The 23,190-nt window shown below is 33.5% G+C and carries 21 protein-coding genes and 2 pseudogenes; 12 read left to right on the forward strand and 11 right to left on the reverse strand.

Features of this window, described 5'->3' with window-relative positions; all coding sequences use genetic code 11:
• The first annotated feature begins 294 nt into the window (after nt 1-294).
• The gene (locus JS605_RS08445; RefSeq protein WP_203257258.1) at nt 295-1,131 is read left to right on the forward strand and encodes a class I SAM-dependent methyltransferase; all 837 of its coding nucleotides are present in this window, start codon (nt 295-297) and stop codon (nt 1,129-1,131) included.
• A 258-nt stretch (nt 1,132-1,389) separates the two neighbouring features.
• Here the strand turns inward: JS605_RS08445 and JS605_RS08450 are convergent, their stop codons facing one another.
• On the reverse strand, nt 1,390-4,164 hold the full coding sequence (locus JS605_RS08450) for a bifunctional aconitate hydratase 2/2-methylisocitrate dehydratase (protein WP_203257259.1): 2,775 nt from the start codon (nt 4,162-4,164) through the stop codon (nt 1,390-1,392).
• Between the two features lie 233 nt (nt 4,165-4,397).
• On the opposite strand from JS605_RS08450, the gene JS605_RS08455 reads away from it, so the two are divergent.
• Nucleotides 4,398-6,077 (forward strand): LIC_10190 family membrane protein, encoded by a 1,680-nt coding sequence (locus tag JS605_RS08455; RefSeq protein WP_394369021.1) that lies wholly within the window; start codon nt 4,398-4,400, stop codon nt 6,075-6,077.
• On the opposite strand, the gene JS605_RS08460 is transcribed toward JS605_RS08455, so the two are convergent.
• The 4 genes from JS605_RS08460 to JS605_RS08475 are packed head-to-tail and all read right to left on the reverse strand — an operon-like array spanning nt 6,078 to nt 11,254.
• A complete protein-coding gene (locus tag JS605_RS08460) occupies nt 6,078-7,031 on the reverse strand; it encodes an AAA family ATPase (protein WP_203257261.1) in 954 nt (317 codons plus the stop codon). It lies immediately after the preceding gene.
• Between the two features lie 6 nt (nt 7,032-7,037).
• The gene (locus JS605_RS08465; RefSeq protein WP_317194140.1) at nt 7,038-8,465 is read right to left on the reverse strand and encodes a peptidylprolyl isomerase; all 1,428 of its coding nucleotides are present in this window, start codon (nt 8,463-8,465) and stop codon (nt 7,038-7,040) included.
• Entirely contained in the window at nt 8,449-9,342 is an 894-nt protein-coding gene (locus tag JS605_RS08470) for a peptidyl-prolyl cis-trans isomerase (protein ID WP_239000301.1), read from the reverse strand. Before JS605_RS08470 ends, JS605_RS08465 begins: the two co-directional genes overlap by 17 nt.
• Entirely contained in the window at nt 9,308-11,254 is a 1,947-nt protein-coding gene (locus JS605_RS08475; RefSeq protein WP_203257263.1) for a peptidylprolyl isomerase, read from the reverse strand. Before JS605_RS08475 ends, JS605_RS08470 begins: the two co-directional genes overlap by 35 nt.
• 150 nt (nt 11,255-11,404) lie before the next feature.
• Here JS605_RS08475 and JS605_RS08480 point away from each other — a divergent pair, with 150 nt between their 5' ends.
• The 9 genes and pseudogenes from JS605_RS08480 (at nt 11,405) to JS605_RS08515 (ending at nt 18,026) form a co-directional block, all read left to right on the forward strand.
• Complete coding sequence (locus JS605_RS08480) at nt 11,405-11,638, forward strand: hypothetical protein (RefSeq protein ID WP_203257264.1); 234 nt, start codon at nt 11,405-11,407, stop codon at nt 11,636-11,638.
• A gap of 308 nt (nt 11,639-11,946) precedes the next feature.
• Nucleotides 11,947-12,711 (forward strand): ParA family protein, encoded by a 765-nt coding sequence (locus JS605_RS08485; protein ID WP_203257265.1) that lies wholly within the window; start codon nt 11,947-11,949, stop codon nt 12,709-12,711.
• A 2-nt stretch (nt 12,712-12,713) separates the two neighbouring features.
• Entirely contained in the window at nt 12,714-13,631 is a 918-nt protein-coding gene (locus JS605_RS08490) for a ParB/RepB/Spo0J family partition protein (protein WP_203257266.1), read from the forward strand.
• Nucleotides 13,621-14,238 (forward strand): DUF5683 domain-containing protein, encoded by a 618-nt coding sequence (locus tag JS605_RS08495; RefSeq protein WP_203257267.1) that lies wholly within the window; start codon nt 13,621-13,623, stop codon nt 14,236-14,238. The genes JS605_RS08490 and JS605_RS08495 overlap by 11 nt, the downstream gene beginning before the upstream one ends.
• A gap of 26 nt (nt 14,239-14,264) precedes the next feature.
• Complete coding sequence (dapB, locus tag JS605_RS08500) at nt 14,265-14,969, forward strand: 4-hydroxy-tetrahydrodipicolinate reductase (RefSeq protein WP_203257268.1); 705 nt, start codon at nt 14,265-14,267, stop codon at nt 14,967-14,969.
• A gap of 69 nt (nt 14,970-15,038) precedes the next feature.
• Nucleotides 15,039-16,616 (forward strand): annotated as a pseudogene (lepB, locus tag JS605_RS08505) (signal peptidase I); the annotation flags it as partial.
• Between the two features lie 54 nt (nt 16,617-16,670).
• Nucleotides 16,671-17,048 (forward strand): annotated as a pseudogene (locus JS605_RS17520) (RDD family protein); the annotation flags it as partial.
• Between the two features lie 47 nt (nt 17,049-17,095).
• Nucleotides 17,096-17,716 carry a WbqC family protein gene (locus tag JS605_RS08510; protein ID WP_203257270.1) on the forward strand — a complete coding sequence of 207 codons (621 nt, stop codon included), beginning with the start codon at nt 17,096-17,098 and terminating at the stop codon, nt 17,714-17,716.
• A gap of 1 nt (nt 17,717) precedes the next feature.
• Nucleotides 17,718-18,026: a DUF6122 family protein gene (locus tag JS605_RS08515; protein ID WP_203257271.1), complete on the forward strand. Its 309-nt coding sequence runs from the start codon at nt 17,718-17,720 to the stop codon at nt 18,024-18,026.
• Nucleotides 18,027-18,030: 4 nt separating this feature from the next.
• On the opposite strand, the gene JS605_RS08520 is transcribed toward JS605_RS08515, so the two are convergent.
• Nucleotides 18,031-18,852, reverse strand: coding sequence for an endonuclease/exonuclease/phosphatase family protein (locus JS605_RS08520; protein WP_239000302.1), 822 nt, complete (start codon nt 18,850-18,852; stop codon nt 18,031-18,033).
• Nucleotides 18,853-18,943: 91 nt separating this feature from the next.
• Here JS605_RS08520 and JS605_RS17635 point away from each other — a divergent pair, with 91 nt between their 5' ends.
• Nucleotides 18,944-19,072 (forward strand): hypothetical protein, encoded by a 129-nt coding sequence (locus JS605_RS17635; RefSeq protein WP_262896316.1) that lies wholly within the window; start codon nt 18,944-18,946, stop codon nt 19,070-19,072.
• A gap of 95 nt (nt 19,073-19,167) precedes the next feature.
• Here JS605_RS17635 and JS605_RS08525 read toward each other — a convergent pair whose 3' ends face one another.
• The 5 genes from JS605_RS08525 to JS605_RS08545 are packed head-to-tail and all read right to left on the reverse strand — an operon-like array spanning nt 19,168 to nt 23,151.
• On the reverse strand, nt 19,168-20,013 hold the full coding sequence (locus tag JS605_RS08525) for a rhomboid family intramembrane serine protease (RefSeq protein WP_203257273.1): 846 nt from the start codon (nt 20,011-20,013) through the stop codon (nt 19,168-19,170).
• A complete protein-coding gene (locus JS605_RS08530; protein ID WP_203257274.1) occupies nt 20,013-20,765 on the reverse strand; it encodes a rhomboid family intramembrane serine protease in 753 nt (250 codons plus the stop codon). The genes JS605_RS08525 and JS605_RS08530 overlap by 1 nt, the downstream gene beginning before the upstream one ends.
• 3 nt (nt 20,766-20,768) lie before the next feature.
• Nucleotides 20,769-22,628, reverse strand: coding sequence for a DNA mismatch repair endonuclease MutL (mutL, locus tag JS605_RS08535; protein WP_203257275.1), 1,860 nt, complete (start codon nt 22,626-22,628; stop codon nt 20,769-20,771).
• A gap of 6 nt (nt 22,629-22,634) precedes the next feature.
• Nucleotides 22,635-22,913, reverse strand: coding sequence for a riboflavin synthase subunit beta (locus tag JS605_RS08540; protein ID WP_203257276.1), 279 nt, complete (start codon nt 22,911-22,913; stop codon nt 22,635-22,637).
• Nucleotides 22,914-22,932: 19 nt separating this feature from the next.
• Complete coding sequence (locus JS605_RS08545) at nt 22,933-23,151, reverse strand: hypothetical protein (protein ID WP_203257277.1); 219 nt, start codon at nt 23,149-23,151, stop codon at nt 22,933-22,935.
• Between the last annotated feature and the right edge of the window lie 39 nt (nt 23,152-23,190).

Genomic DNA, 23,190 nt, shown 5'->3' on the forward strand with positions numbered 1-23,190 from the left:
GTAAGGTATTGAAAAAGAGAAAACATATAAATTTCATGGTTAAAAACAACTTTTAGAAAAATTGATCCGTAATTTATATCTTTACACTCTGTTATATTTTTCATTACATACTATCTGAGTCTTTTCAAGAAAGACAACTCTTAAAAAAGAGTAAAAATTGCATTATAACATCTTCTTGTTCTTTAATGCATAGATAGGCACATTTATTTTTCACAAAAAACTTAAAAATAAAAATCGCAGAAAAGCTATACCATCATTGATGCTTTGTTAAATGTGATTAAAAAATAGACAATAATGAATAAAAAACAGTTAATAAATAAGAGCATAGAACAATTTTATAATAATTCATCAGAAGAAACAAGATTAAATCAAGGTATGGGAGTTTTTGAGTTTGAAAGAATTAAAACTCTCATAGAAAAGTATATTCCAAACCAATGCTCAACAATAATAGATGTTGGAGGAGGTACAGGAAAATACGCCGAGTGGCTTGCAAAAAAAGGACATGTAGTACACTTAGTTGATCCCATTAAGAAACACATAAAACTAGCTCAAAATAGGGCTCATAAATTAAAGAACAAATTTACCGTAAACTATGGAGAGGCAAGAAAACTTGAATTCCCTAACAACTTTGCCGACCTTATAATACTACATGGACCTCTATATCATCTTCAAAAAAGAGAAGATAGAGCATTGTGTATAAAAGAAGCCAAACGCATCTTAAAAAATAATGGTATAATTTTAGGTTTTGCGATTAATTATACAGCATCAACGTTGGTAGGTCTATTAAATGGTTATATCCATAAAAAACCATTTCTTAGCATGTGCAAAGAAGTATTAACAACAGGTTTACATCATCAACCTGATGCGTTCCCGTGGGTTTTAGCTGAAGCATATTACCATAGACCAGAACAGCTCAAAGAAGAGTTTATTAATCAACAGCTACATCATATTAACATACATGCTGTAGAGGGAATAACATGGTTAGATAAAGATTTTTTTCTAAGTATGGCTAATAGTAGTAGAAAAGAAACTTTATTGCAACTCTTAAATATAACCGAGACTGATGATGCACTTTTAGCTTTTAGTCCTCACATAATGATAGCAACAAAAAAATTACCGTATGAACTATAAAAAAAGATATTTAGATGCATTTATTAAAAATGATGGTTTACTTAACGAAATAGATCTTGGGGCAACTTATTGGTCTTAACGAAGATGAAACAATTAAAATACTTGCAAAGTTGTTACAGGAGTATAAAATTGAATATACTATGCACAAAGCTTGTAATTATCGTGTAATGAAAAAACGAATAGCAAAATAAATCCAAAGCATAAAAAAGCCCAAGCATTACGCTTAGGCTTTTCATTTATGTGTGTCTCTGGTTAGAATTAGATGACTAATTCTTTTTGAGAGGGTTTAAACTTGGTTAATACGATACCATCTACTGCTGCTTCGTACTCTGCCATAGTTGGTGTACGACCTAAAATGGTAGATAATACGACTACTGGCGTAGAGGATAGTAAAGATTCTCCTTTTTTACCGTCTGTATCTTTTACCACACGGCCTTGGAATAAACGTGTAGAGGTTGCCATTACTGTATCCCCTGGTTCTGCTTTTTCTTGGTTACCCATACATAGGTTACATCCTGGACGCTCTAAGTATAGCATGTTTTCGTACTTGGTACGTGCTAAGCCTTTTGGTGCGCTATCGTCAAACTCAAAACCTGAGTATTTTTGTAATACTTCCCAATCGCCTTCTGCCTTTAACTCGTCTACAATGTTGTATGTTGGTGGCGCTACAACTAGAGGCGCTTTAAATTCTACTTTACCTTGTTGTGCTTCTATGTTTTTTAGCATTTGTGCTAAAATCTTCATATCGCCTTTGTGTACCATACAAGACCCTACGAAACCTAAATCGACTTGCTTTGTACCACCGTAGTATGATAATGGACGGATGGTATCGTGCGTGTAACGACGTGATGGATCTTCGTTGTTTACATCTGGATCTGCAATCATTGGTTCTGCGATTTCATCTAAATCGATAACCACCTCTGCATAATACTTAGCGTTTGCATCTGGTTTTAATGCTGGCTTGATACCTGTTTTAACTTCTGTTATTCTGGTATTTGCTTTATCTACTAAACCTTTAAGCACCTGCTTTTCATTGTCCATACCTTTATCGATCATGATTTGGATACGGTCTCTTGCAATTTCTAAAGATTCTACCAAAGTCTCGTCTTCTGAGATACAGATAGACGCCTTAGCTTTCATCTCTGCTGTCCAGTCTGTGAATGTAAAGGCTTGGTCAGACGTTAATGTCCCAATATGTACTTCTATAATACGCCCTTGGAATACGTTTTCGCCACCAAATTGCTTTAACATTTGTTGTTGTGTAGCGTGTACCACATCACGGAAGTCCATAAAACTTCTCATGTTGCCTTTAAAAGTTACTTTAACAGACTCTGGAATTGGCATCGTGGCCTCTCCTGTTGCTAAAGCTAGGGCTACTGTACCAGAATCGGCACCGAAAGCTACCCCTTTAGACATACGTGTGTGCGAATCTCCACCGATAATGATATCCCAATCGTCTACCGTGATATCGTTTAATACCTTGTGTATTACATCGGTCATTGGGAAATATACACCTTTAGGATCGCGTCCTGTAATTAAACCGAAGTCGTTCATAAACTTCATTAATCTTGGGATGTTAGCCTTAGACTTATCATCCCATACAGAAGCGGTGTGACATCCAGACTGGTAGCTGGCATCTACTATTGGCGATACCACTGTTGCTGCCATCATTTCAAGCTCTTGAGACGTCATTAAACCTGTAGTATCCTGAGAGCCTACAATGTTTACTTCTACACGTACGTTAGAACCTGTATGTAATATTTTGCCTGGTGTTGTACCTACAGCGTTTTTGTTGAATATTTTCTCTACTGCTGTTAAGCCTTGTCCTTCTATAGAAATTTCTTTAGATGGTGCATATACTTGTGGTACATCGATACCTAAGGCTTTACAAGCAAATGTTTGTAATTTTTTACCAAATACAACTGCATAAGAACCTCCAGCTTTTATAAACTCCATTTTTTGTGGTGTTAATGCTGTAGAGATATCTTTTAACTCTTTATCGCCGTTGTATAACTTTTTAGTTTTTGTATTTATAGTAAGTACAGTTCCTGTTTCTACAGAGTATACTTGCTCTAATACAGGCTCGCCATCGGCATCGTAAACCGTTTTACCGTCGGCATCCTTTTTAGTTACCCAGTTTTTAAGGTCTATCCCTATACCTCCTGTTACACCTACTGTCGTTAAGAAAATTGGTGCTATACCGTTTGTTCCTGCTATTACTGGTGCTATGTTTATAAATGGTACGTATGGGCTAGATGAGATACCTGTCCATAACGCCACGTTATTTACACCAGACATTCTAGACGATCCTACACCCATAGTGCCTTTCTCTGCCACAAGCATTACACGCTTATCAGGGTGCTGCTCTTTAAGGGCTAACACTTCTTTTTGCATGTCTTTGTTGTGCTCAAAAATACACTGTCCGTGTAATTCTCTATCTGAACGTGAATGTGCATCGGCTCCTGGTGATAATAAATCGGTTGAAATATCACCAACACCCGCAATGTAAGTTACTACTTGAATTTCTTCATCTACTTCTGGTAACTTGGTAAAAAATTCTGCTTGAGCATAACTCTCAATAATCTCCTTAGCAATAGCACTTCCCGTTTTCATTGCTTCTTCCAAGCGATCAGTATCTGCTTCGTATAAAAATACTTGTGTTTTTAACACTTTGGCTGCCTGTTGTGCTATGTCCTCATCATTTCCTAATGCTAAATCTAGAAGCACTTCTATTGAAGGTCCTCCTTTCATATGCGACAGTTGCTCGAAAGCAAATGTTGGAGTGATTTCTTCTACTACTGATTCTCCAAGAATAATCTCTTTTAAAAACTTAGCCTTAACACCTGCTGCACTTGTGGTTCCTGGCAAGGTGTTGTAAATAAAGAAATTTAAAGATGCTTCTCTGTGCGCATTACCCTCATCCTTAATTTGAGCGATAATGTCACTCAATAAATCTGCACCGTCGATTGGCTTTGGGTGTAAGCCCAGAGCTTTTCTTTCCTCGATTTCCTTGATGTAATCGTTGTAGTTCATATAAGAAATATTTCAGTTTTAGTTTTATTTAAAAAAGTGACGCAAAATACGAATTTAATGCAAAGGTTTAAAAGGAAAACTACAATAAAACTAAGTATCTATACTTAATTATTATAGTATCATTATTAAATAAAATGATTGAATTTTTGTTAGTTGAATACAGCAATTTCTAATGAATTAATAATTTAATGTTGACTTTTAATCTATACCTTTGAGGTAAACCAAACAAGAAGATGCTTCTTATACTATTAAGCTGGATATACATAGCCTTAACTTGCCTAAATTTTGGATTTGTTTTCAGGAGAATTCTCAAAATTGACAATTGCCATTTTACGATACATCATATCTTAGGGCTTTTTCTCTATACCATTACAACTAGTCTTGCAGCTTTTTTTATGAGAATTCATATTGAATACTATGTAAGTGTTTTAATTCTTAATTGTATACTACTTATATGGTTTAGAGCAGATATTAAACAGCTTTTAAATAGTGTGTGGCATGCAATCAAAAATTTAAAAACTCCTTATAAACTATTATATCTACTGCTATGTATTTTGGTATTGGCACAGAGTGCTACCAAGCCTTATTTAATTGATAACGAATCGTATTATATACAAACCATAAAATGGATAAATGAATTTGGTTATGTAAAAGGGCTAGCCAACCTACATCTTTTTTTAGGACAAAATTCTTCATGGCACGCCTTACAAGCTGGTTTTAATTTCCCTTTTATCACTAATTGCTTTAATGATATTAACGGATTTATTTTTGTGCTATTAGGCTTTCTGTTTATTGAAAAATTGAATCATAATTCTAATGTTCAGGATTATTTTTTAGGTCTGATACTTGTGTTTAGTTTATTCTTGATGCAATTTGTAAATACACCTTCTCCTGATTTAATTATCTTTTTGTTGACGCCATATGTTGTCTATGAATTCTTGATGAATTATAACACCATATCCATCAATACATTTAAACAGCTTTTATCTATAGTCCTTTTTTTATGTCTTGTAAAAGTAACGATGTTGGTAGTATCCCTTCTTATACTAATTTTATTTTTAAAACATTATAATGCATTGAAAATATATAGTATTAAGTTTACCTTACTGTGCATTGGAATACTTGGACTGTTTTTATTTAAAAATTATATCATCTCTGGATACTTATTTTACCCTACATCTGCTTTGGACATCTTAAACGTAGATTGGAAATTACCGCCTGAATTATTACAACTATACAAAACTGGCACCTATCAATCTGGTTTTAATAATATTGACACTTCATCATTTAGCTTTCTTGAAACACTTAAATATTGGTTGCAAATCCCCAAACTTAATGGGCTATTTAATAAACTGTTCTTATTTCTTTTAGTACTTTTTCCTTTTTGTATTCTTAAAAGTAAACACAAAACGCAACTATTAATTGTTTACCTATTAGGACTTGTACAACTTGTAATCGTTTGGCTTAATTCTCCTCAATACCGCTTCTTTTTTGTATTTATTGTTATTTTTTCGCTTCAAATATTCGTTACTTTATTTAAATCTCAAAAGTTGGGATTGTACCTCACGTGTAGTGCCATAATTTTAAGTGCAATTACTATTTTTATTCCTTTAAATTTAAATGCTTTTACTTCAAATAAATTTGCTATGACGCTAAGTAATTTCAAGTTTAAAAATATTATTATTCCAGAGAACAATACTAAAACTGCCACTACTTTTTCTAAAGTTACTGTTGATGGGTTTGATTTTTATACCCCTGAAAAAGATGTGTTCTTCTGGGGTACTGGCAATGGTAGCTTACCTTGTGTGAATCAGCAACAAGTGGAATATATAAAACACTATTATCATTATATTCCTAAGTTGAGAGGGAACAGCTTAAAAGATGGGTTTATGTCCAAAAAAACCAATCCTTAATTAGAATAAACTCTTAATGATCTGATTTTCTGAAATACCTTCTGCTTCTGCTTTGTAGTTTTTAATGATACGGTGCCTAAGAATACTGGTAGCTACCGCCTGTACATCTTCATTATCTGGAGAAAATTTACCATTAACTGCAGCATGGGTTTTGGCTGCTAGTATTAAATTTTGAGATGCTCTTGGCCCTGCTCCCCAATCTATATATTGTTTTACTAAATCTGATGCTACAGTACTATTTGGCCTAGTTTTACCAACCATAGTAACTGCATATTCAATAACATTATCAGCTACGGGAATTCTTCTAATAACATGTTGTAATTCTAAAATTTCTTTTGCAGTAAAAAGTGCATTTACCTCAACTTTCACATCGTTAGTTGTAGCCTTTACCACTTCTACTTCTTCTTTAAATGAAGGGTATTCTAAGTTAATGGCAAACATAAAACGGTCTAATTGTGCTTCTGGTAGAGGATAAGTTCCTTCTTGCTCAATAGGATTTTGCGTTGCTAAAACAAAATAAGGTAAATCTAGTTTATAATGATGTCCAGCTACTGTTACTGCTCGTTCTTGCATTGCTTCCAATAGTGCTGCCTGGGTTTTTGGCGGTGTTCTATTTATTTCATCTGCTAGAATAATGTTGGCGAAAATAGGACCTTTTACAAATTTAAAATGACGGTCTTCATCAAGAATTTCACTTCCTAAAATGTCGCTTGGCATTAAATCTGGCGTAAACTGTATGCGCTTAAAATCTAAACCCAAGGCTTGCGCAATGGTATTTACCATTAATGTCTTGGCTAAACCTGGTACACCTACAAGTAAAGAGTGTCCTCCAGAAAATACAGATATTAAAATTTGATCGATAACATCATCTTGTCCTACAATGACTTTAGCTATTTCCTGTTTTAACGTTTTATATTTTTTAACAAAATGTTCTATTGCAGCAACATCAGACATAAATTCCTATTTTTTTAACCAGTTACTAGAAAACTCACAATCTCTTGTATTACCTGTTATCTTAATGTAGGTATCATCAATCTTTTCCGCTTGCCAATTTTCTATAGCCTTAATTTTCTTTTCGTTAAGAGCAAGTCCCTTAATTTTTAAGAAGTCTCTTGCATAATCAGCTTCATGGTCTTCTACCCTATCAGAAACTGTAAGGATTTTAAACTTAAGCTTTTGAGATCTGTCAGACTCCGCAACTACTTGGCTAACCTCTCCATCCTTTAAATCTTGAATTTGAGAATATAATTCAGGATCCATACGCGTTAATTCAAAATTATAGTCTTGAGTTTCTGGATTTATTAACTGTCCTCCATCAAATCGCGTTACTTCATCATCACTTATTTCTCTAGCTGCTGCTTCGAATGTAATTTCTCCACTAACTATTTTTTGTCTTACTTCCTCAAGTTTTTCTTTTGCTTCAATTATTGAGGCATCAGAAACTTTTGGAATCAATAGCACATGACTAACATCATACTCCTGGCCTCTAATTTTTTCGCAATAGACAATATGGAATCCAAAATCGGTTTCAAAAGGCTCAGAAACCTGTCCTTCTTGCAAGGAAAATGCTGCTTCACGAAATTCCTTCACCATCCTAGGTTTTTTTCTGTTAAGCGTATATTTGTAACCCGATTGTTTTATACCTGGATCTTGACCGTATAGAATAACTTTAGACCTAAAACTTGCGCCATTATCCTCTACATCACTCTTAAATTTTTTTAGCTGACTTATGATACGTTGCTTTTCTTCTTCTGATACTTTTGGCTCTACCACTATTTGAGCTACTTTTAATTCTGTACCAAAATTTGGACGTTCTTCTTTTGGAATTTTATTAAAAAATTGCCTTACTTCTTCTGGAGTTATTTCAACCTCTTCAACAACCTTAGCTCGCATACGCTGGGCTAACATCATATCCTTATTGGTTTTAAACATCTCCTCCCTAAGACTTTCCTCACTTTCTTTATTGTATATCGCTAAGAGGCGGTTTATGTCCCCATTAACTTGGGACAAAAACTGCTGTAATTGATACTCTACATTATTTCTAACTTCAGCATCAGACACCAATACACTATCTTGAATAGCATGGTGAGCATATAATTTATCTTCTAGAAGTTTACCAAAAAGCTGACATCTGGTAATATTTTTAGTGTCTACACCAGAGGCTTGTAACTGTAAAAACTCTTTATCAATATCAGAGTTTAATACGATATAGTCGCCTACAACACCCGCAACACCATCAACCTTTACAGGTTTAAATGCTGAAGTAGAATCAGTAATTACCTTCTTTTCACTTTCTTCAACTTTAGTTGGCACGTCTTCAATAATTTCTTGCGCTTGTATTACTCCAACTAAGAGGAGTAGCACTAATAGGCTAATTATAAATTTCAAATTCCTTATTCTTAATGGCATCTTTTGTAATGTCTTTTTCTAATTTTTTAATGAGTTCTAGTTTTCGCTTATTGATAACAATTTGGTCAATTGTTGGTCTTACATACTCCAAAGGCGCAGTATCATTCCTAACCAAAACATCATTAACTTGCATCAAATATACTCCTAATGAATCTTTGAGTTGCACAAAATTAGATTTTTTTAACAGTTGATTTTTATTTTCTGAGTTCACACCTGGAATCTTAGTAATAACCTGACTCATTTTTACCCAAATAGAATCATTTAATGAATAGGATTTAAATTGGAGTGCTATAGAGTCTAACACTATTTTATCATCTTCCTCAAAGCGCTTAAAACGTTCTTTAATGTTATCAAAATCTATGATATTTTCATCTAAGTGAAGGTATCTAAATTTGATAAGCTCTTCATTAAGTTTAAATACATCTTTGTGCTTTTCATAATAACTACTGGCCTCTTGTACACTTACTGTTGTATCTAGGTTTTTCTTAACCAATGCTTCTAAATACGCTTTACTAAAAAGATCATACTTGTACTGCTCTACTAGCTTATTAAAATCCTCTTGTTTTTTTTCACTTAAATTTATTTGGGCTCCGTCCACCAGAAGTCGTCCTGTAGCCCATTCTTTAATAAAATTCTGAACAATTAGAGTACTATCCTTTCCTGTGACGCCCTCAGCTACCAAACCTTTTAAGTCATCCTTGTAGAGATACGTATCGTTGACCCTGGCTATAGGTTCCCTGTCATCGGTTTTTCTAAAAAAATCACAGGATGCAAGTAGAATAAAAACTAATATTATATTGAGGGATTTAATGCGCAAAACTCTACTTAATACCTGCCTTAACTTTCTTAAAGACATCCTTATTAATAATTACCTCATACTTCTTTCTCAGTTCGTCTAACCAAAGGTTTTCTTTATGGGTTTGATAATCGCTAATCACTAACCCTTTAACTTCTTCATAGGTCTTCTGCTTTTCAGAAAATACTTGACTTACATTAGCCACGATAAAGCCGTTATTGTGTTTATACACTTTTGAAACACCTTTCTTTACGTCAAATGCTTTTGGTAATGCTTGATGATCTACATCCATAGTATCTACTGTAAAAATCACATTAACCTCTCCATTCGTGTTCACTAACGCCTTAATATCATCAATTGCCATTCTTTCCTTCATGAGTTTAGCTACCTTTTTAATCACTTTCTTGTTTGTTGAAGATGCTACCTCTGCCTCTACCCTTATAGGCCAGACATATTTGTCCTTATTATTGTTATAAAATGCTTCAACCGCTACAGAATCAGTTTTTGCTGTTTTCCATATGGTATTTTCCATTAAATCGAATAACAGTAATCCATCTCTGTACTCACTAAAAATATGGGCAAAATCTTCATTTTCGTTTTCAAGATTGTCTTCTTGATATTGTTTTAAATTTGAGTTTAGAAAAGCTTCATAAGCACCATTCACTATATTTGGAAAACTTTGCTTTCCTCTTATTCGCTTTTGCTGGGACAACAACGCATCTGCAAAATCGGCATTTGTTAATTGCTTTTCTCCTATTTTCACTAGAGGTAAATCTCCTTTAAAATCTTTGGGCAATTCCCAAGTACGCTTGTAAAAGTCATCATTTAATATAGACACAAAATAACTTAAATCTGGGTTTTGGTCTGTAATGCCATATTTCTGCTTTAGCTTAGAGATTAAGGCATCTTCAATTAATTGTGAACGGGAATCCCTTTTAACTTTTTGTTCTAGCTCGTGCTTTAAATCTTCAAAATCGCCTACTGGTTTTGCTTTTACGAGTTTTATGATATGCCAACCGAAATCTGTTTTTAAAGGTTCAGAGATATCCCCTTCGTTTTGCAATGCAAATGCTTTATCTTCAAATTCTGGTACACTTAACTGTCCGCTAGAAAATGCTTTGAGCAAACCTCCTTTAGGTGCCGAATTTTTATCATCAGAAAACTCTTTTGCCAAAGCTTCAAACGCTTCTCCTTGTTGGATTTTTTTGTAAATCTCATTAATTCTCTCTTCTGCATTAAAAGCAGCAGCATCTTCTTTTGGTATAATCATAATATGCTTTACGGTACGTGTCCCACGAGCCTTACGCTTATCCAAAACTTTTACGATATGATAGCCAAAACGCGTTCTAAATGGCTGGGACACTTCGCCTACGGGAGTGTTATATGCTGGTTTTTCAAACTTGTATACCATTTTAAATGCAGAAAACCAACCTAATTCTTCTCCAAATAGTGTTTTGCCGTTATGAACTTCTTTTCTAACGGTTTCAAAACCTTCTTTAAGTGTTCTCTCTCTTAAATTTTTAATTTTATTAAACGCTGCCAATGTATCTTTAGGGCTAGCTTCTTCGGATACACGTACCAAAATATGGTTTGCCTTCACATCAGTTGTAACATGATCGTAAGCTTCTTTTACTAACGCCTCATTTACCTCTGCGTCTGTCATGTAATTTTTAGCTAATTGCTTTTTGTAATTCCCTAGCTCTCGCTGATAGGTAGGTTTTTCATGCAGTCCTTGTGCTTGGGCTTCTTTTAATTTTAGCTTATAGTTTACAAACAATTTTAAATACTGTTCAACATCTTTTTGAGATTCGTCCTGTACCAAGCTCAAGTTTTTATTATACACCCTTAAAAACTCTGAAACATATACAGGTTCGTCTGCAACAGTAAACAAAACTTCTTTGTTTTGTGTCTGGGAGAACCCAATACCTATAAAAAATAATGAAAAAACTAAGATGAGACTCTTTAACTTCATAGTAGAATTTAATTAATGGATGGCTACAAAAATACTAATATATAGCTTTAAAACAAGTTGAGTTAACAAACGTAAAAAAAGAGTTTTTATTTTAAGTTTTCGATGTGTTTTTACTTTGAATTTTAGACCTTTGAAGCCAAATAAAAACCTATGCGACAAATAAAACTTATTTGGGATTTTCGCGGACCTGATGCTTTAAAAATTGCCGAACATCATGAAATTCATTTAAAAGATTTTATCAAGGCACAACATTTAACGTTAAATATTACTGGTGTACAAACTATTAGTTCTTTACACGCTGTGGCTTTTATGGTAGTAAGTGATGAGGAAATGAAATCTGTACGAGATGCATTAAAACCACATCGCGGTCAGGTATATCAATAATAAATTTTTTTGAAGGGTTAATTTGTCTGTCTTTTTAATCTTAGCATTAATTTGAAATGAAATGGTTATGATAAATAAAATAACCGTAGCATTTCTTAAATGAGAATAATAGCTTTTCATAATGTTAATTTTTTAGTTTCTCAAATTTCCCATTTCAATTATATAATTTCTCACAATAAAATGTTAACCTTTTATTAGGTCAAACCCTTAAAACTAGAGATAACAGTCATTCAAACTATGTTAACAAATTAGGTTTTTATTACTCGTAAATAATTGTATTTTTACGCATTAAAAAACCAAATCAATTAATGGGCAAAGTCATTGCAATTGCTAATCAAAAAGGAGGCGTAGGAAAAACGACAACTTCTGTAAACTTAGCTGCTTCGTTAGGTGTTCTAGAGAAAAAAGTTTTGTTGATAGATGCTGACCCCCAAGCCAATGCGACTTCTGGGTTAGGTATTGATGTTGAAAGTGTGGAAATTGGCACATACCAACTTTTAGAACATACAAATTCTGCCAAGGAATCTGTAATTACCACAGAAACACCGAACTTAGATATCATACCTGCGCACATAGATTTGGTTGCTATTGAAATTGAATTAGTTGATAAAGATGAGCGTGAGTATATGCTAAAAAAAGCATTAACAGATATTAAAGATGATTATGATTTTATTCTCATTGATTGTGCGCCTTCTTTGGGTTTGTTAACATTAAATGCACTTACAGCCGCAGATTCTGTTTTGATTCCAATTCAGTGCGAGTATTTTGCTTTAGAAGGATTAGGCAAACTATTGAACACTATAAAAAGTGTACAGAAAGTGCACAATCCTAATTTAGATTACGAAGGCTTATTGCTTACCATGTACGATTCTCGCTTAAGGTTATCTAATCAGGTGGTAGAAGAAGTGCAAAAACATTTTAACGATATGGTATTCACTACCATAATTCAGCGAAATGTTCGTTTAAGTGAAGCTCCTAGTTATGGTGAAAGTATTATAAACTATGATGCAGGAAGTAAAGGCGCAAGCAATTACTTAAGTTTAGCTGAAGAAATTATTACTAAAAACTCCTAATTATGGCGAAGGCAACCAAGAAACAAGCTTTAGGTAGAGGTTTATCTGCGCTTCTTAAAGATCCTAGTAACGATATACAATCTGTTCAAGATAAGGGAGCCGATAAGGTTATTGGTAATATTGTGGAATTAGATATAACCGCCATTGAGGTTAATCCATTTCAGCCCCGTACAAATTTTAGTGAAGAATCTTTACAAGAGCTAGCATCATCCATACGGGAATTGGGAATTATACAACCCATAACGGTTAGAAAGTTAGAGTTTAACAAATATCAATTAGTTTCTGGGGAGCGCCGTTATCGTGCATCTAAGTTAGTAGGTTTACAAACTATCCCTGCTTACATTAGAATCGCCAACGATCAAGAATCTTTAGAAATGGCTCTAGTTGAAAATATTCAGCGCCAAGATTTAGATCCTATAGAAATAGCACTGTCTTACCAAAGATTGATAGATGAAATAAACCTTACCCAAGAACAAATGAGTGAGCGTGTGGGGAAAAAACGTTCTACAATTGCCAACTATCTACGTTTGCTAAAACTAGACCCTATCATACAGACTGGCATGAGAGATGGATTTATTTCTATGGGGCATGGTCGTGCATTAATTTCTGTTGAAAACCAATCACATCAACTTGATATTTACGAAAGTATCTTATCAAAAAAATTATCCGTTAGGGAAACCGAAGAATTAATAAGACAGCATAACAATCCCAATATAGAAAACACTCAATCTACTTCAGAAAATAATGATATAGAAGAGATCCCTAAGCATGTTAAAAAAGGCATAAAAGAATTTTCTGAATACTTTGGACATAAAATTGACGTTAAAGTCTCTAAAAATGGGAAGGGTAAAATTATTATTCCTTTTCATTCCGAAGAAGATTTCAACCGAATTAAAAAATTAGTGCAGCGTGCCAAATAAGCTCTTTTTAGCAAGTTTAACCATTTTATTTTGTTGCTTTATTTCCTTTTCCCAAAACAGGGATAAATCAAGTCAAGATAGTATTCCTTCTGCTCTTGTTGTTAAAGACACTATTGTAAAATCCAAAACCATAGATCCCTTAAGACCCGCAAAAGCAGCGTTTCTATCCGCAGTACTTCCAGGTTTGGGTCAGGCCTACAATAAAAAATATTGGAAAATACCTTTTGTTTATGGTGCTTTAGGTACGGGCATGTATTTCTATCTTACAAATGATAAAGAATATAGAAGATATCGCGATGCATTTAGAAGACGATCGGCTGGTTTTCAGGATGATGAATTTTACAATCTAGATGCTGAAGGTAATGTGATATCACAACGTGTTACCGATGATGGTTTAATACGGGCCCAAAGGTTATTTAGGAGAAATAAAGAAGTATCCCTGTTAATTACCATCGGGCTATATGCTTTAAATATTATTGATGCAAATGTAGATGCACATTTGTTACAGTATAATGTAGATGAAAACCTTACCTTAGCACCGCATTACGAACTTAACGATATAGATAGAAGCAGTACTGTTGGACTAAGTTTAAACTGGAAATTTTAGTTCTTAATGAATATTAAACAAAACATATGAATATAGCTTTACTTGGATATGGTAGAATGGGGCAAGCCATTGAAAAAATTGCAATAGATAGAGGGCATACTATCGTGCTAAAAGTGGATAAGGATGATAACGATTACGATATCACCAAAGCTGATGTAGCTATCGATTTTAGTATTCCTTCTGTTGCATTTAATAATATCTCTAACTGCCTAGAGAATGGGGTTCCTGTGGTTTCTGGAACCACTGGCTGGTTAAAAGATTATGATAAGGCCATTGCTTTATGTAAAGAAAAAAATGGAGCTTTTATTTATGCGTCAAATTTTAGTTTAGGCGTGAATATCTTTTTTGAGCTAAACAAAAACTTAGCCAAAATGATGAGTAATCTTTCTCAGTATAATGTTACTATGGAAGAAATTCATCATACTAAAAAATTGGATGCACCAAGTGGAACTGCAATTACCCTAGCAGAAGGCGTTATAGAAAATAATGCAAACTATGATGCTTGGAAATTAGATGAAAGTGCTGAAAAAACCATCCCCATAGAGGCAAAACGTATTGCAGATATCCCTGGTACACATACCGTTAATTACCAAAGTGAAGTAGACTCCATAACCATAGAGCATATTGCTCATAACCGACAAGGTTTTGCTCTTGGTGCTGTAGTCGCTGCAGAATGGTTGGTTGGAAAAACTGGTATATTCTCCATGAACGATGTGTTAAATATTGGTTAATAGTATTAATTATTGTAACAAGATTTACGTTTTTCGTTCTAATGGGCTTATCATAAAAACACTAATAAGATGACTTTTACTCAGTGGCTTATATTTTTATTAATCATTCAAATTATCCATGGCTTAGGTACATGGAAACTATATATTAAAGCAGGGCGACAAGCTTGGGAAGCTTTTATTCCTGTATACAATGGTGTAGTTTTAATGAAGATTATCAACCGTCCATGGTGGTGGGTTATTTTACTGTTTTTACCTATTGTAAACCTTATTATGCTCATGGTAGTATGGGTAGAAACAGCTAGAAGCTTTGGCAAAAACACGTATCTGGATACATTTTTAGCCATTATAACTTTAGGGTTTTACAGTTACTACTTAAACTATGTTACTGATGTAACCTATGTTGAAAATAGAAGTATTATGCCCAAATCCAGTTCTGGAGAATGGACTAGCTCTATTTTGTTTGCTATAGTTGCAGCCACCATTGTACATACTTATTTTATGCAACCATTTACGATTCCTTCCTCTTCTTTGGAAAAATCGTTACTCGTTGGTGATTTCCTATTTGTTAGTAAATTTCATTATGGTGCCAGAGTGCCTATGACAACTGTTGCTGCCCCTATGGTACATGACACTATTCCTTTAGCTAGAGTGAAGTCTTACGCCTTTAATGATAATTACGAAAAACGCAATACATCCTGGATTAACAAATTGCAATTGCCTTACATGCGTATTCCTGGCTTTCAAAAAATAAAACGCAATGATATTGTAGTATTTAACCAGCCAGCCGATACTTTGTTGGATATGAATGATTTTACACCAGATCGTAACTACTACAAACCCATTGATAAAAAGACCAATTTAGTAAAACGATGTGTAGGTTTACCGGGAGATTCTTTAGAAGTTAGAAATGGTTATGTTTTTATTAATGGCAAACAAAACGAACTACCAGATAGAGCAAAATTACAGTTTAGCTATAATGTTAAACCTAAATCCAGAACCTTTGATCCTAATTACCTAGCCAAGCGTTATGATATAACGGATGGTGCATATCCTACTAATCAACAATATTCTAATTATTATATCCCTGCGATGTCTGATGAAGCTTATACAAGCTTTAAAAACCACCCTAACGTTTCAGATATTAAAGTAAATAAACAAGAAAAGGGGCTACATGATCCTAATACGTTTCCGCATTCACCAGATTATCCTTGGAATGTTGACTTTTTTGGTCCCATTTACATCCCTAAAAAAGGAGCTACAATAGATATTAATCTTAATGTGCTACCTCTTTATAAGCGTGTAATTACAGAATATGAAGGAAACACGCTAAGTGTTGAAGGGAATCAAGTAAAGATAAATGGTAAAGTGGCAAACACCTATACATTTAAACAAGATTACTACTGGATGATGGGCGACAATCGCCATAACTCCATTGATGCAAGACGATGGGGATTTGTACCTTTTAGTCATGTTTTTGGTAAAGCTGTTTTTATCTGGATGAGCTGGGATGGTTTCCCCAATGCGAGATGGGAACGTTTCTTTACTACTGTTCATGGTTCTTCAAAAGAGCCCTCCTCTCTTTTCGTTCCTTTTTTAGTTTTACTGTTTATGATAATTGCTTTAAATAGGCTCTGGAAAAAAAATAAAACTCTGGGACTTGATGAAAACCTTAATGAGGATACTGTAAGATACGCATCTATCCCAGATAGAATCAAAGCAGCTATCATAGATTCAATTATTCTAATTGTAATAATGTATTTTATTTCTGAATTATTTACACTATTTGATTCTGTACCCAATTATGTGAAAATTGTTATTTCCGTTATTATATTCTTACTGTATGACCCGCTTATGACATCTTTTTATGGAGGAACAGTAGGTCATACAATTTCAAAAATTACAGTCAGAAAAGACGGAAACCTCAATAGCAACATATCTTTTCCAATAGCCTTAATTAGATTTCTTTTAAAGGCCTCTCTTGGATGGATTTCATTACTTACTATTTCTGGAGATAAAAAGAAAAAAGCCATTCACGATAATGCTGCTAATTCAGTAATTGTAATGAAATATAAGAGATAAACTTAAAGTATTAAGAATATATTGCATACAGCAAAGTTTGATTATTTATGGCTATTGTTATGCATCCAACATACTTTCCAAACATAGCGCACTTCGTAGCTACAGTGCAATCAAAACACATCTCGTTTGAGTTTGCTGATAGTTTTGTAAAACAAACCTACCGTAACAGATGCTGTATTTATGGTGCCAATGGTAAATTGCCTTTAACGATTCCTGCAGTTTACTCCCAAAAAAAAAGACAATTATATAAAGACGTAAAAATTTTTAATGAAGTTAAATGGCAATTACAACATTGGAAATCTTTAGAATCTGCGTATCGCACTTCGCCTTTTTTTGAATTTTATGAAGATGAATTAAAGCCTTTATTTTTTGAAGAAGCTCAGTTTCTAATGGACTTTAATTTAAAGTGTTTTCAAGCCATATGTGATTGTTTACAGTTGGAAATAGAAACATCTAAAACTAAAACTTTTGAAAAAACATTGAATCATAAAACCGATTTTAGATTCTTGGTAAACGCAAAAAATGAAATCAATTTCGGTTTTGAACACTATACTCAAGTTTTTACAAACAAGCACGGTTTTATGTCAAACTTAAGTATCCTAGATTTACTCTTTAACGAAGGCCCAAACGCACTAAATTATTTAGAATCTCAAACCTTAGTTGTATAATATGATACAGCCCTTAGCACATTACGGATGTCACTTCTTACTACCGCTATTAGTTGCTGTGTTATGCTTTAAATCAAACTGGAAAAAGGCCTACTTAATAATGCTTGCTGGGCTGCTAATTGATCTAGATCATTTGCTAGCAACACCTGTTTTTGATCCTAACAGGTGTAGTATCGGGTTTCATCCGTTACACTCTTCATTCGCCATTTTATTTTACATTTTTTTATGTGTCCCTAAAACATCTCGTTTGGTAGGTCTAGGCTTGGTGATTCACATTGTAGCTGATATGGTGGATTGTTCCTTTATGTAATACGTTACTGTTTCAAATCTAAAGTAGTCATAATAGGATAATGATCAGAATAATGCGCATTATAAGCCTTAAAACCATTCACTTTAAAACTATCATCTGATAATATAAAATCAATCCGAATGGGAAAAAATTTAAAATCATAAGTCCTCCCAAATCCATTACCCGCCTCTTTAAAAGTATCGTTTAAATCCCCTTTAATTTTTCTATACACATAAGAAAAAGCAGTATTGTTAAAGTCGCCACTAATAATCATTTTATAAGCACACTCATTTTTATGTCGCAAGAACAGCTCTGTTTGGAATTGCTGCATTTTAAATGTATTACCAACACGCTTAAAGAGACGCTCCGAGTTTTCCTTTTTCAAGCTCTCCACTTTGGTATCAATTCGCATAGACTCTAGATGTAAATTATAAACACGTACAGTATCTGATTGAATTTTAATATCAACGTAAATAGCATTATTGGATGTTTCAGGAAACTCTATAGACCCAGAATTCACAATAGGGAAATTTGAAAAAATGGCTTGTCCGTATTTATTCCTCTTGCCAGACAACTTCTCATACTTATGCCTAAAAAAAGATAAATCGATGTTTTTATGAGGATGATATTCCTGTAAGCACAAAATATCCGGGGCTTCTTCTCGTATTAAATCAATAATTTTGATTTCAACGCTATCTTTTTCAATCCATTTGTATAAGTTAAACAAACGAACATTATAATTCATCACTTTAAAATTTGTATTGGACGCTACTTGTTTAGAAGAAGAGAACTTATACAGCGATCCAAATGAAAAGTAACCAATAGCCAAAACTACTAGTGATAGCATAAACCTCTTTTTAAGTTTAACTAACCAATAGAGAAAAAATAATACATTTATTAAAATCAACAGTGCTACACCTAAGCTTAAAACCGAAAGGATGGAAAATGTTTTGGGAGGTAAAAAAGGTAAAACAAAAGACAGTAACAAAACAACAGCCAATATTCTATTGATGAACCAAAGAATTTTATCAACAAAACTTGTTTTTGCCATAGTTATAGATGATTGATGACCGATATTATTTAATATTACTTCTGAAAGCCATCAGCATATGCATTAGACGAAAGATTTATTGTAGGTTTTCGAAAAAATCTTTATCTATCATCACTTTCCTGCTCTGAAGAGATAATCTTTTTCCTCAGCAGTTAAACTATCATAACCGCTTTTACTTATTTTATCTAAGATTATATCAACTTTCTTTTGATTGTTAAACTCATTAAAATCTGCTTTAGTATATCCTCCAATCTTACTTTTATTTTTGTGTACGGTTTTTAGTGAACTTTTCTTTTTAAACTTAAAAAATCCAACAAAATTATCCATAGACTTTTCAAATCCCTTACCAATGTCATGCCCTTTAGTAAGTTGTTTTGCATAGACAAATCCTAATAATGCACCACCTAAATGTGCTAAATATCCACCACCATTATCACCAAAAAGACGCAAAACATCCAGTATCACAAAAAAAGCACCTATATACCAGAGTTTAATATTAAAAGTAAAAATACGCACATCTTGTTTTGGCATGTATGCACACAGGAAAATTAGAATTGCCATTACGGCTGCCGATGCACCTACAAGTGGTATGCCTGGTTTACTTTTGGGTAAAAACTCAAAAAACAATAAATAAAAAATCCCTCCAGAAATTGCACCTAAGAAGTAAATATTAAGTGCCATTTTAGAAGAAAATAGGTTTAAAAACATACGCCCAACAAAATAGAGTAAAAGCATATTAAACAGTAAATGCAAAAACTCGTAATGTACAAAAGCATAAGTGATGATACTCCATGGTCGTAATATAAACTTGGTAAACGCACTAGGTAATTCTAACCAAGATAGTAATGGGGACAACACAAAACTTAAGAGAAACACTATAACATTAACCACGATTATTTTCTCAAGTACGTTTAATCGTGACAGTTTATCTTTTATGTCTTGATTTAAAGACGTCATTAATACCAGCGATTATTATTAAACTGTGTTTTTTTCCAGTACCAAGCTATTAAAAAACCTGTTAATGCTCCACCTACATGAGCAAAATGAGCTACATTAACACCAAACATAGAGGTTCCTCCTGTAATTCCTGATATAATTTCATAAGCCAATAAAAGAGGAATAAAGTACTTTGCCTTAATGGGAATAGGCAAAAAAATCAGCATTAATTCGCTATTCGGAAAACTCATACCAAATGCTACCAATAATCCCATTACACAACCAGAAGCTCCTAAACCAGATCCAAAAAATAAACGAGCCAGTTGGTTTAAATTTTCATCTCCGATAATACCTTTCCATCTAGTATCTATATTTCCTTGATTAAGAGTTTCAACAATATAATCTTTAGTAAAACCATTCTCCAACAAAGGACTTATCAAGGAATTAAAACTGAAATAATCTATTAAAAAAGGCAGAAAAACAGCTCCTAAACCACAAGAAATATAAAAAAATAAAAACTTGTTTCTGCCCCACATCTGCTCTAAAGGACTTCCAAACATCCATAATGCCAACATGTTAAACAAAATATGCGGTATAAAAACCTGACTATGCATAAACATGTGTGTGATAATTTGCCATGGTTTAAAATTATTGTTTTCAAAAAACCAAATCGACAGACTATCAAACGCCAAAGTTCCTACCATCATACTGCCCACAAACATTATCACATTAATAATAATTAAATGCTTTACGGTATCCGTAATCCTCATCATAATCTAAATAAATTTTTTATCTAATTCATCAATACCCAAAGTAATAAACGTAACCCTATTAGTAGGCGACACATTAGGTTCTTTACAAGCAAACAATTTGTTAACTATGTGCTCTTGCTCGTCCTTTTGTAGTGATTGCCCTGCTTTAATAGCTAAACTTTTAGCCATAGACTTTGCTAACAAATCGGTAGCACTAAAATTAGCATCTGGCACTTCATTCTCTACATCGCTTATTAATTGCTCTAGAATAATGGAAATTTCACTTTCGGGTACCGTTACGGGCACTCCTTTAATTTCTACAGATTCGTCAGTTACATTAGAAAACACGAAACCTGTATGCTCCAAATCTTCCTGTAATTGCTTTACAATATCCATTTCCTGTACCGAAAAATGCAATTCTAATGGAAACAGTAGCTGTTGACTTACACCCTCTTTTACTGTAATATCCCTTAAAAAATCTTCATATAAAATACGTTGATGCGCTCTATATTGATCTATAACCAACATACCAGATTTTATGGCACTTAAAATATATTTGTTGTGCAACTGATATGTAGAACTTACTGTTTCTGAGGTATCTTTTTCATCAAATAAAACATTGGGTTGTGCTTCACTCTCAAAAGTAATTTCGCTAAAATCTGTTGACGCATCATTACTCTTAGATTCTAAGCCTACATAAAGACTCTCCCAATGTTCTGTTGGTGCTTTTTTAAAACTTTGGGTTGACGAATTCCCTGAAGACACAGTTTTAGAATCCTGAAACGGATTAAAATTACTATCTACTTCTATTCTTGGTGTTTTAGAGAGCGTACCTTTTAAATCGTAAGGTGTATCTAAAGTAGCATCGCGTTCAAAATCCAAAACGGGAGCAATATTAAACTGACCCAAACTATGCTTTACAGCAGACCGTAAAATGGCATACAGAGTGTGTTCATCATCAAACTTAATTTCTGTTTTTGTAGGATGGATGTTTATATCAATAGTTTGCGGATTTACCTTCAGGTTCAAGAAATAACTCGGGTGTGTTCCTGTTTTTAAAAGTCCTTCAAAAGCCGATAAAATCGCATGATTTAAATACGCACTTTTAATAAAGCGATTATTTACAAAAAAGTACTGTTCTCCTCTTGTTTTTTTAGCAAATTCTGGTTTTCCAACAAACCCTGAAATCTTTAATACTTCTGTATCTTCTTCTACAGGCACTAACTTTTCATTGGTTTTATTTCCAAAAATATTTACGATACGTTGGCGGTAATTACTAACAGGTAAATTAAAGTTTTCACTACCGTTATTGAATAATGAAAAACTAATATCTGGATGCGCTAGTGCTACACGATGAAATTCATCAATAATATGGCGTAGTTCTACTGTATTGGATTTTAAGAAATTACGACGCGCAGGAATATTAAAAAATAAGTTCTTAACAGAAAGTGAAGTCCCTTTGGGTGTTACCACAACATCTTGAGAAATTACTTCGCTTCCTTCTATTGATATACTGGTACCTACATCATCCCCTTCCTGCTTGGTTTTTAATTCCACATGTGCAATGGCAGCAATGCTTGCCAAAGCTTCACCTCTAAACCCTTTAGTATTTAATTGAAATAGGTCATCGGCATTTCTAATTTTAGATGTAGCATGCCGTTCAAAACTCAACCGTGCATCGGTAACACTCATGCCTTTACCATTGTCTATAACTTGGATGAGTGTTTTCCCTGCGTCTTTTACAATAAGCTTTATAGTGCCTGCACCAGCGTCTATGGCGTTTTCCAACAATTCCTTAACTACAGAAGAAGGGCGTTGTACAACTTCTCCAGCAGCTATTTGGTTGGCTACATGGTCTGGTAAAAGTTGAATGATGTCTGCCATATAAAATTATGCAAAGAAAATAGATAAATCGAAACCTATGATTAATAAAAATACAAAAAGTAAAACTGCTGCTATGATTATTACACGGCGATTTGCCTCTCTATTCTCATTGGTTTTATAATCGTTTATAGCATTAATAAACTTAGACTTAATACCATTATTATTACCTACTGTTGTACGATGTTCGTCAAACTTATGTTTTATTTCATAAGGGTTACCATCTCCTTTGTAATACCTAGGTGTATAGTCAAACTTCTTATTTTTTCTCACTTTTAATATTCCCATGGGTTCTCGGTTTCTAAGATTACATGTATTTTTTTTCCAATAGATACATACAAATCAATAATAGTACCAAAGCCAAGATTAAAAAACGTATAGATAAACCTCCTCTAACTTTTTTACCATTTTCCTTACGCCACTTTAAAGCAAATTCGCGTTTTTCATCCTCAACATCAGAATTGATGTTATCCTCAGAAAAACGAGGTGTATAATTAAAGGTTTTATGTTTTCGCCGCTTAAACAAATTATTGTTCTTAATCTCTCAAAAATACTTAAAAAACCA

This window comes from Hyunsoonleella ulvae (assembly GCF_016827605.1).
GTDB lineage: Bacteria > Bacteroidota > Bacteroidia > Flavobacteriales > Flavobacteriaceae > Jejuia > Jejuia ulvae.

What these genes read in the sequence shown, in the direction of transcription:
- JS605_RS08445 (WP_203257258.1), top strand. Translation starts at nt 295, where the DNA reads ATGAATAAAAAACAGTTAATAAATAAGAGCATAGAACAATTTTATAAT.
- JS605_RS08450 (WP_203257259.1), bottom strand. Translation starts at nt 4,164, where the DNA reads ATGAACTACAACGATTACATCAAGGAAATCGAGGAAAGAAAAGCTCTG.
- JS605_RS08455 (WP_394369021.1), top strand. Translation starts at nt 4,398, where the DNA reads ATGCTTCTTATACTATTAAGCTGGATATACATAGCCTTAACTTGCCTA.
- JS605_RS08460 (WP_203257261.1), bottom strand. Translation starts at nt 7,031, where the DNA reads ATGTCTGATGTTGCTGCAATAGAACATTTTGTTAAAAAATATAAAACG.
- JS605_RS08470 (WP_239000301.1), bottom strand. Translation starts at nt 9,342, where the DNA reads ATGTCTTTAAGAAAGTTAAGGCAGGTATTAAGTAGAGTTTTGCGCATT.
- JS605_RS08475 (WP_203257263.1), bottom strand. Translation starts at nt 11,254, where the DNA reads ATGAAGTTAAAGAGTCTCATCTTAGTTTTTTCATTATTTTTTATAGGT.
- JS605_RS08480 (WP_203257264.1), top strand. Translation starts at nt 11,405, where the DNA reads ATGCGACAAATAAAACTTATTTGGGATTTTCGCGGACCTGATGCTTTA.
- JS605_RS08485 (WP_203257265.1), top strand. Translation starts at nt 11,947, where the DNA reads ATGGGCAAAGTCATTGCAATTGCTAATCAAAAAGGAGGCGTAGGAAAA.
- JS605_RS08490 (WP_203257266.1), top strand. Translation starts at nt 12,714, where the DNA reads ATGGCGAAGGCAACCAAGAAACAAGCTTTAGGTAGAGGTTTATCTGCG.
- dapB (WP_203257268.1), top strand. Translation starts at nt 14,265, where the DNA reads ATGAATATAGCTTTACTTGGATATGGTAGAATGGGGCAAGCCATTGAA.
- JS605_RS08510 (WP_203257270.1), top strand. Translation starts at nt 17,096, where the DNA reads ATGGCTATTGTTATGCATCCAACATACTTTCCAAACATAGCGCACTTC.
- JS605_RS08515 (WP_203257271.1), top strand. Translation starts at nt 17,718, where the DNA reads ATGATACAGCCCTTAGCACATTACGGATGTCACTTCTTACTACCGCTA.
- JS605_RS08520 (WP_239000302.1), bottom strand. Translation starts at nt 18,852, where the DNA reads ATGCTATCACTAGTAGTTTTGGCTATTGGTTACTTTTCATTTGGATCG.
- JS605_RS17635 (WP_262896316.1), top strand. Translation starts at nt 18,944, where the DNA reads ATGGAAAATGTTTTGGGAGGTAAAAAAGGTAAAACAAAAGACAGTAAC.
- JS605_RS08525 (WP_203257273.1), bottom strand. Translation starts at nt 20,013, where the DNA reads ATGACGTCTTTAAATCAAGACATAAAAGATAAACTGTCACGATTAAAC.
- JS605_RS08530 (WP_203257274.1), bottom strand. Translation starts at nt 20,765, where the DNA reads ATGATGAGGATTACGGATACCGTAAAGCATTTAATTATTATTAATGTG.
- mutL (WP_203257275.1), bottom strand. Translation starts at nt 22,628, where the DNA reads ATGGCAGACATCATTCAACTTTTACCAGACCATGTAGCCAACCAAATA.
- JS605_RS08540 (WP_203257276.1), bottom strand. Translation starts at nt 22,913, where the DNA reads ATGGGAATATTAAAAGTGAGAAAAAATAAGAAGTTTGACTATACACCT.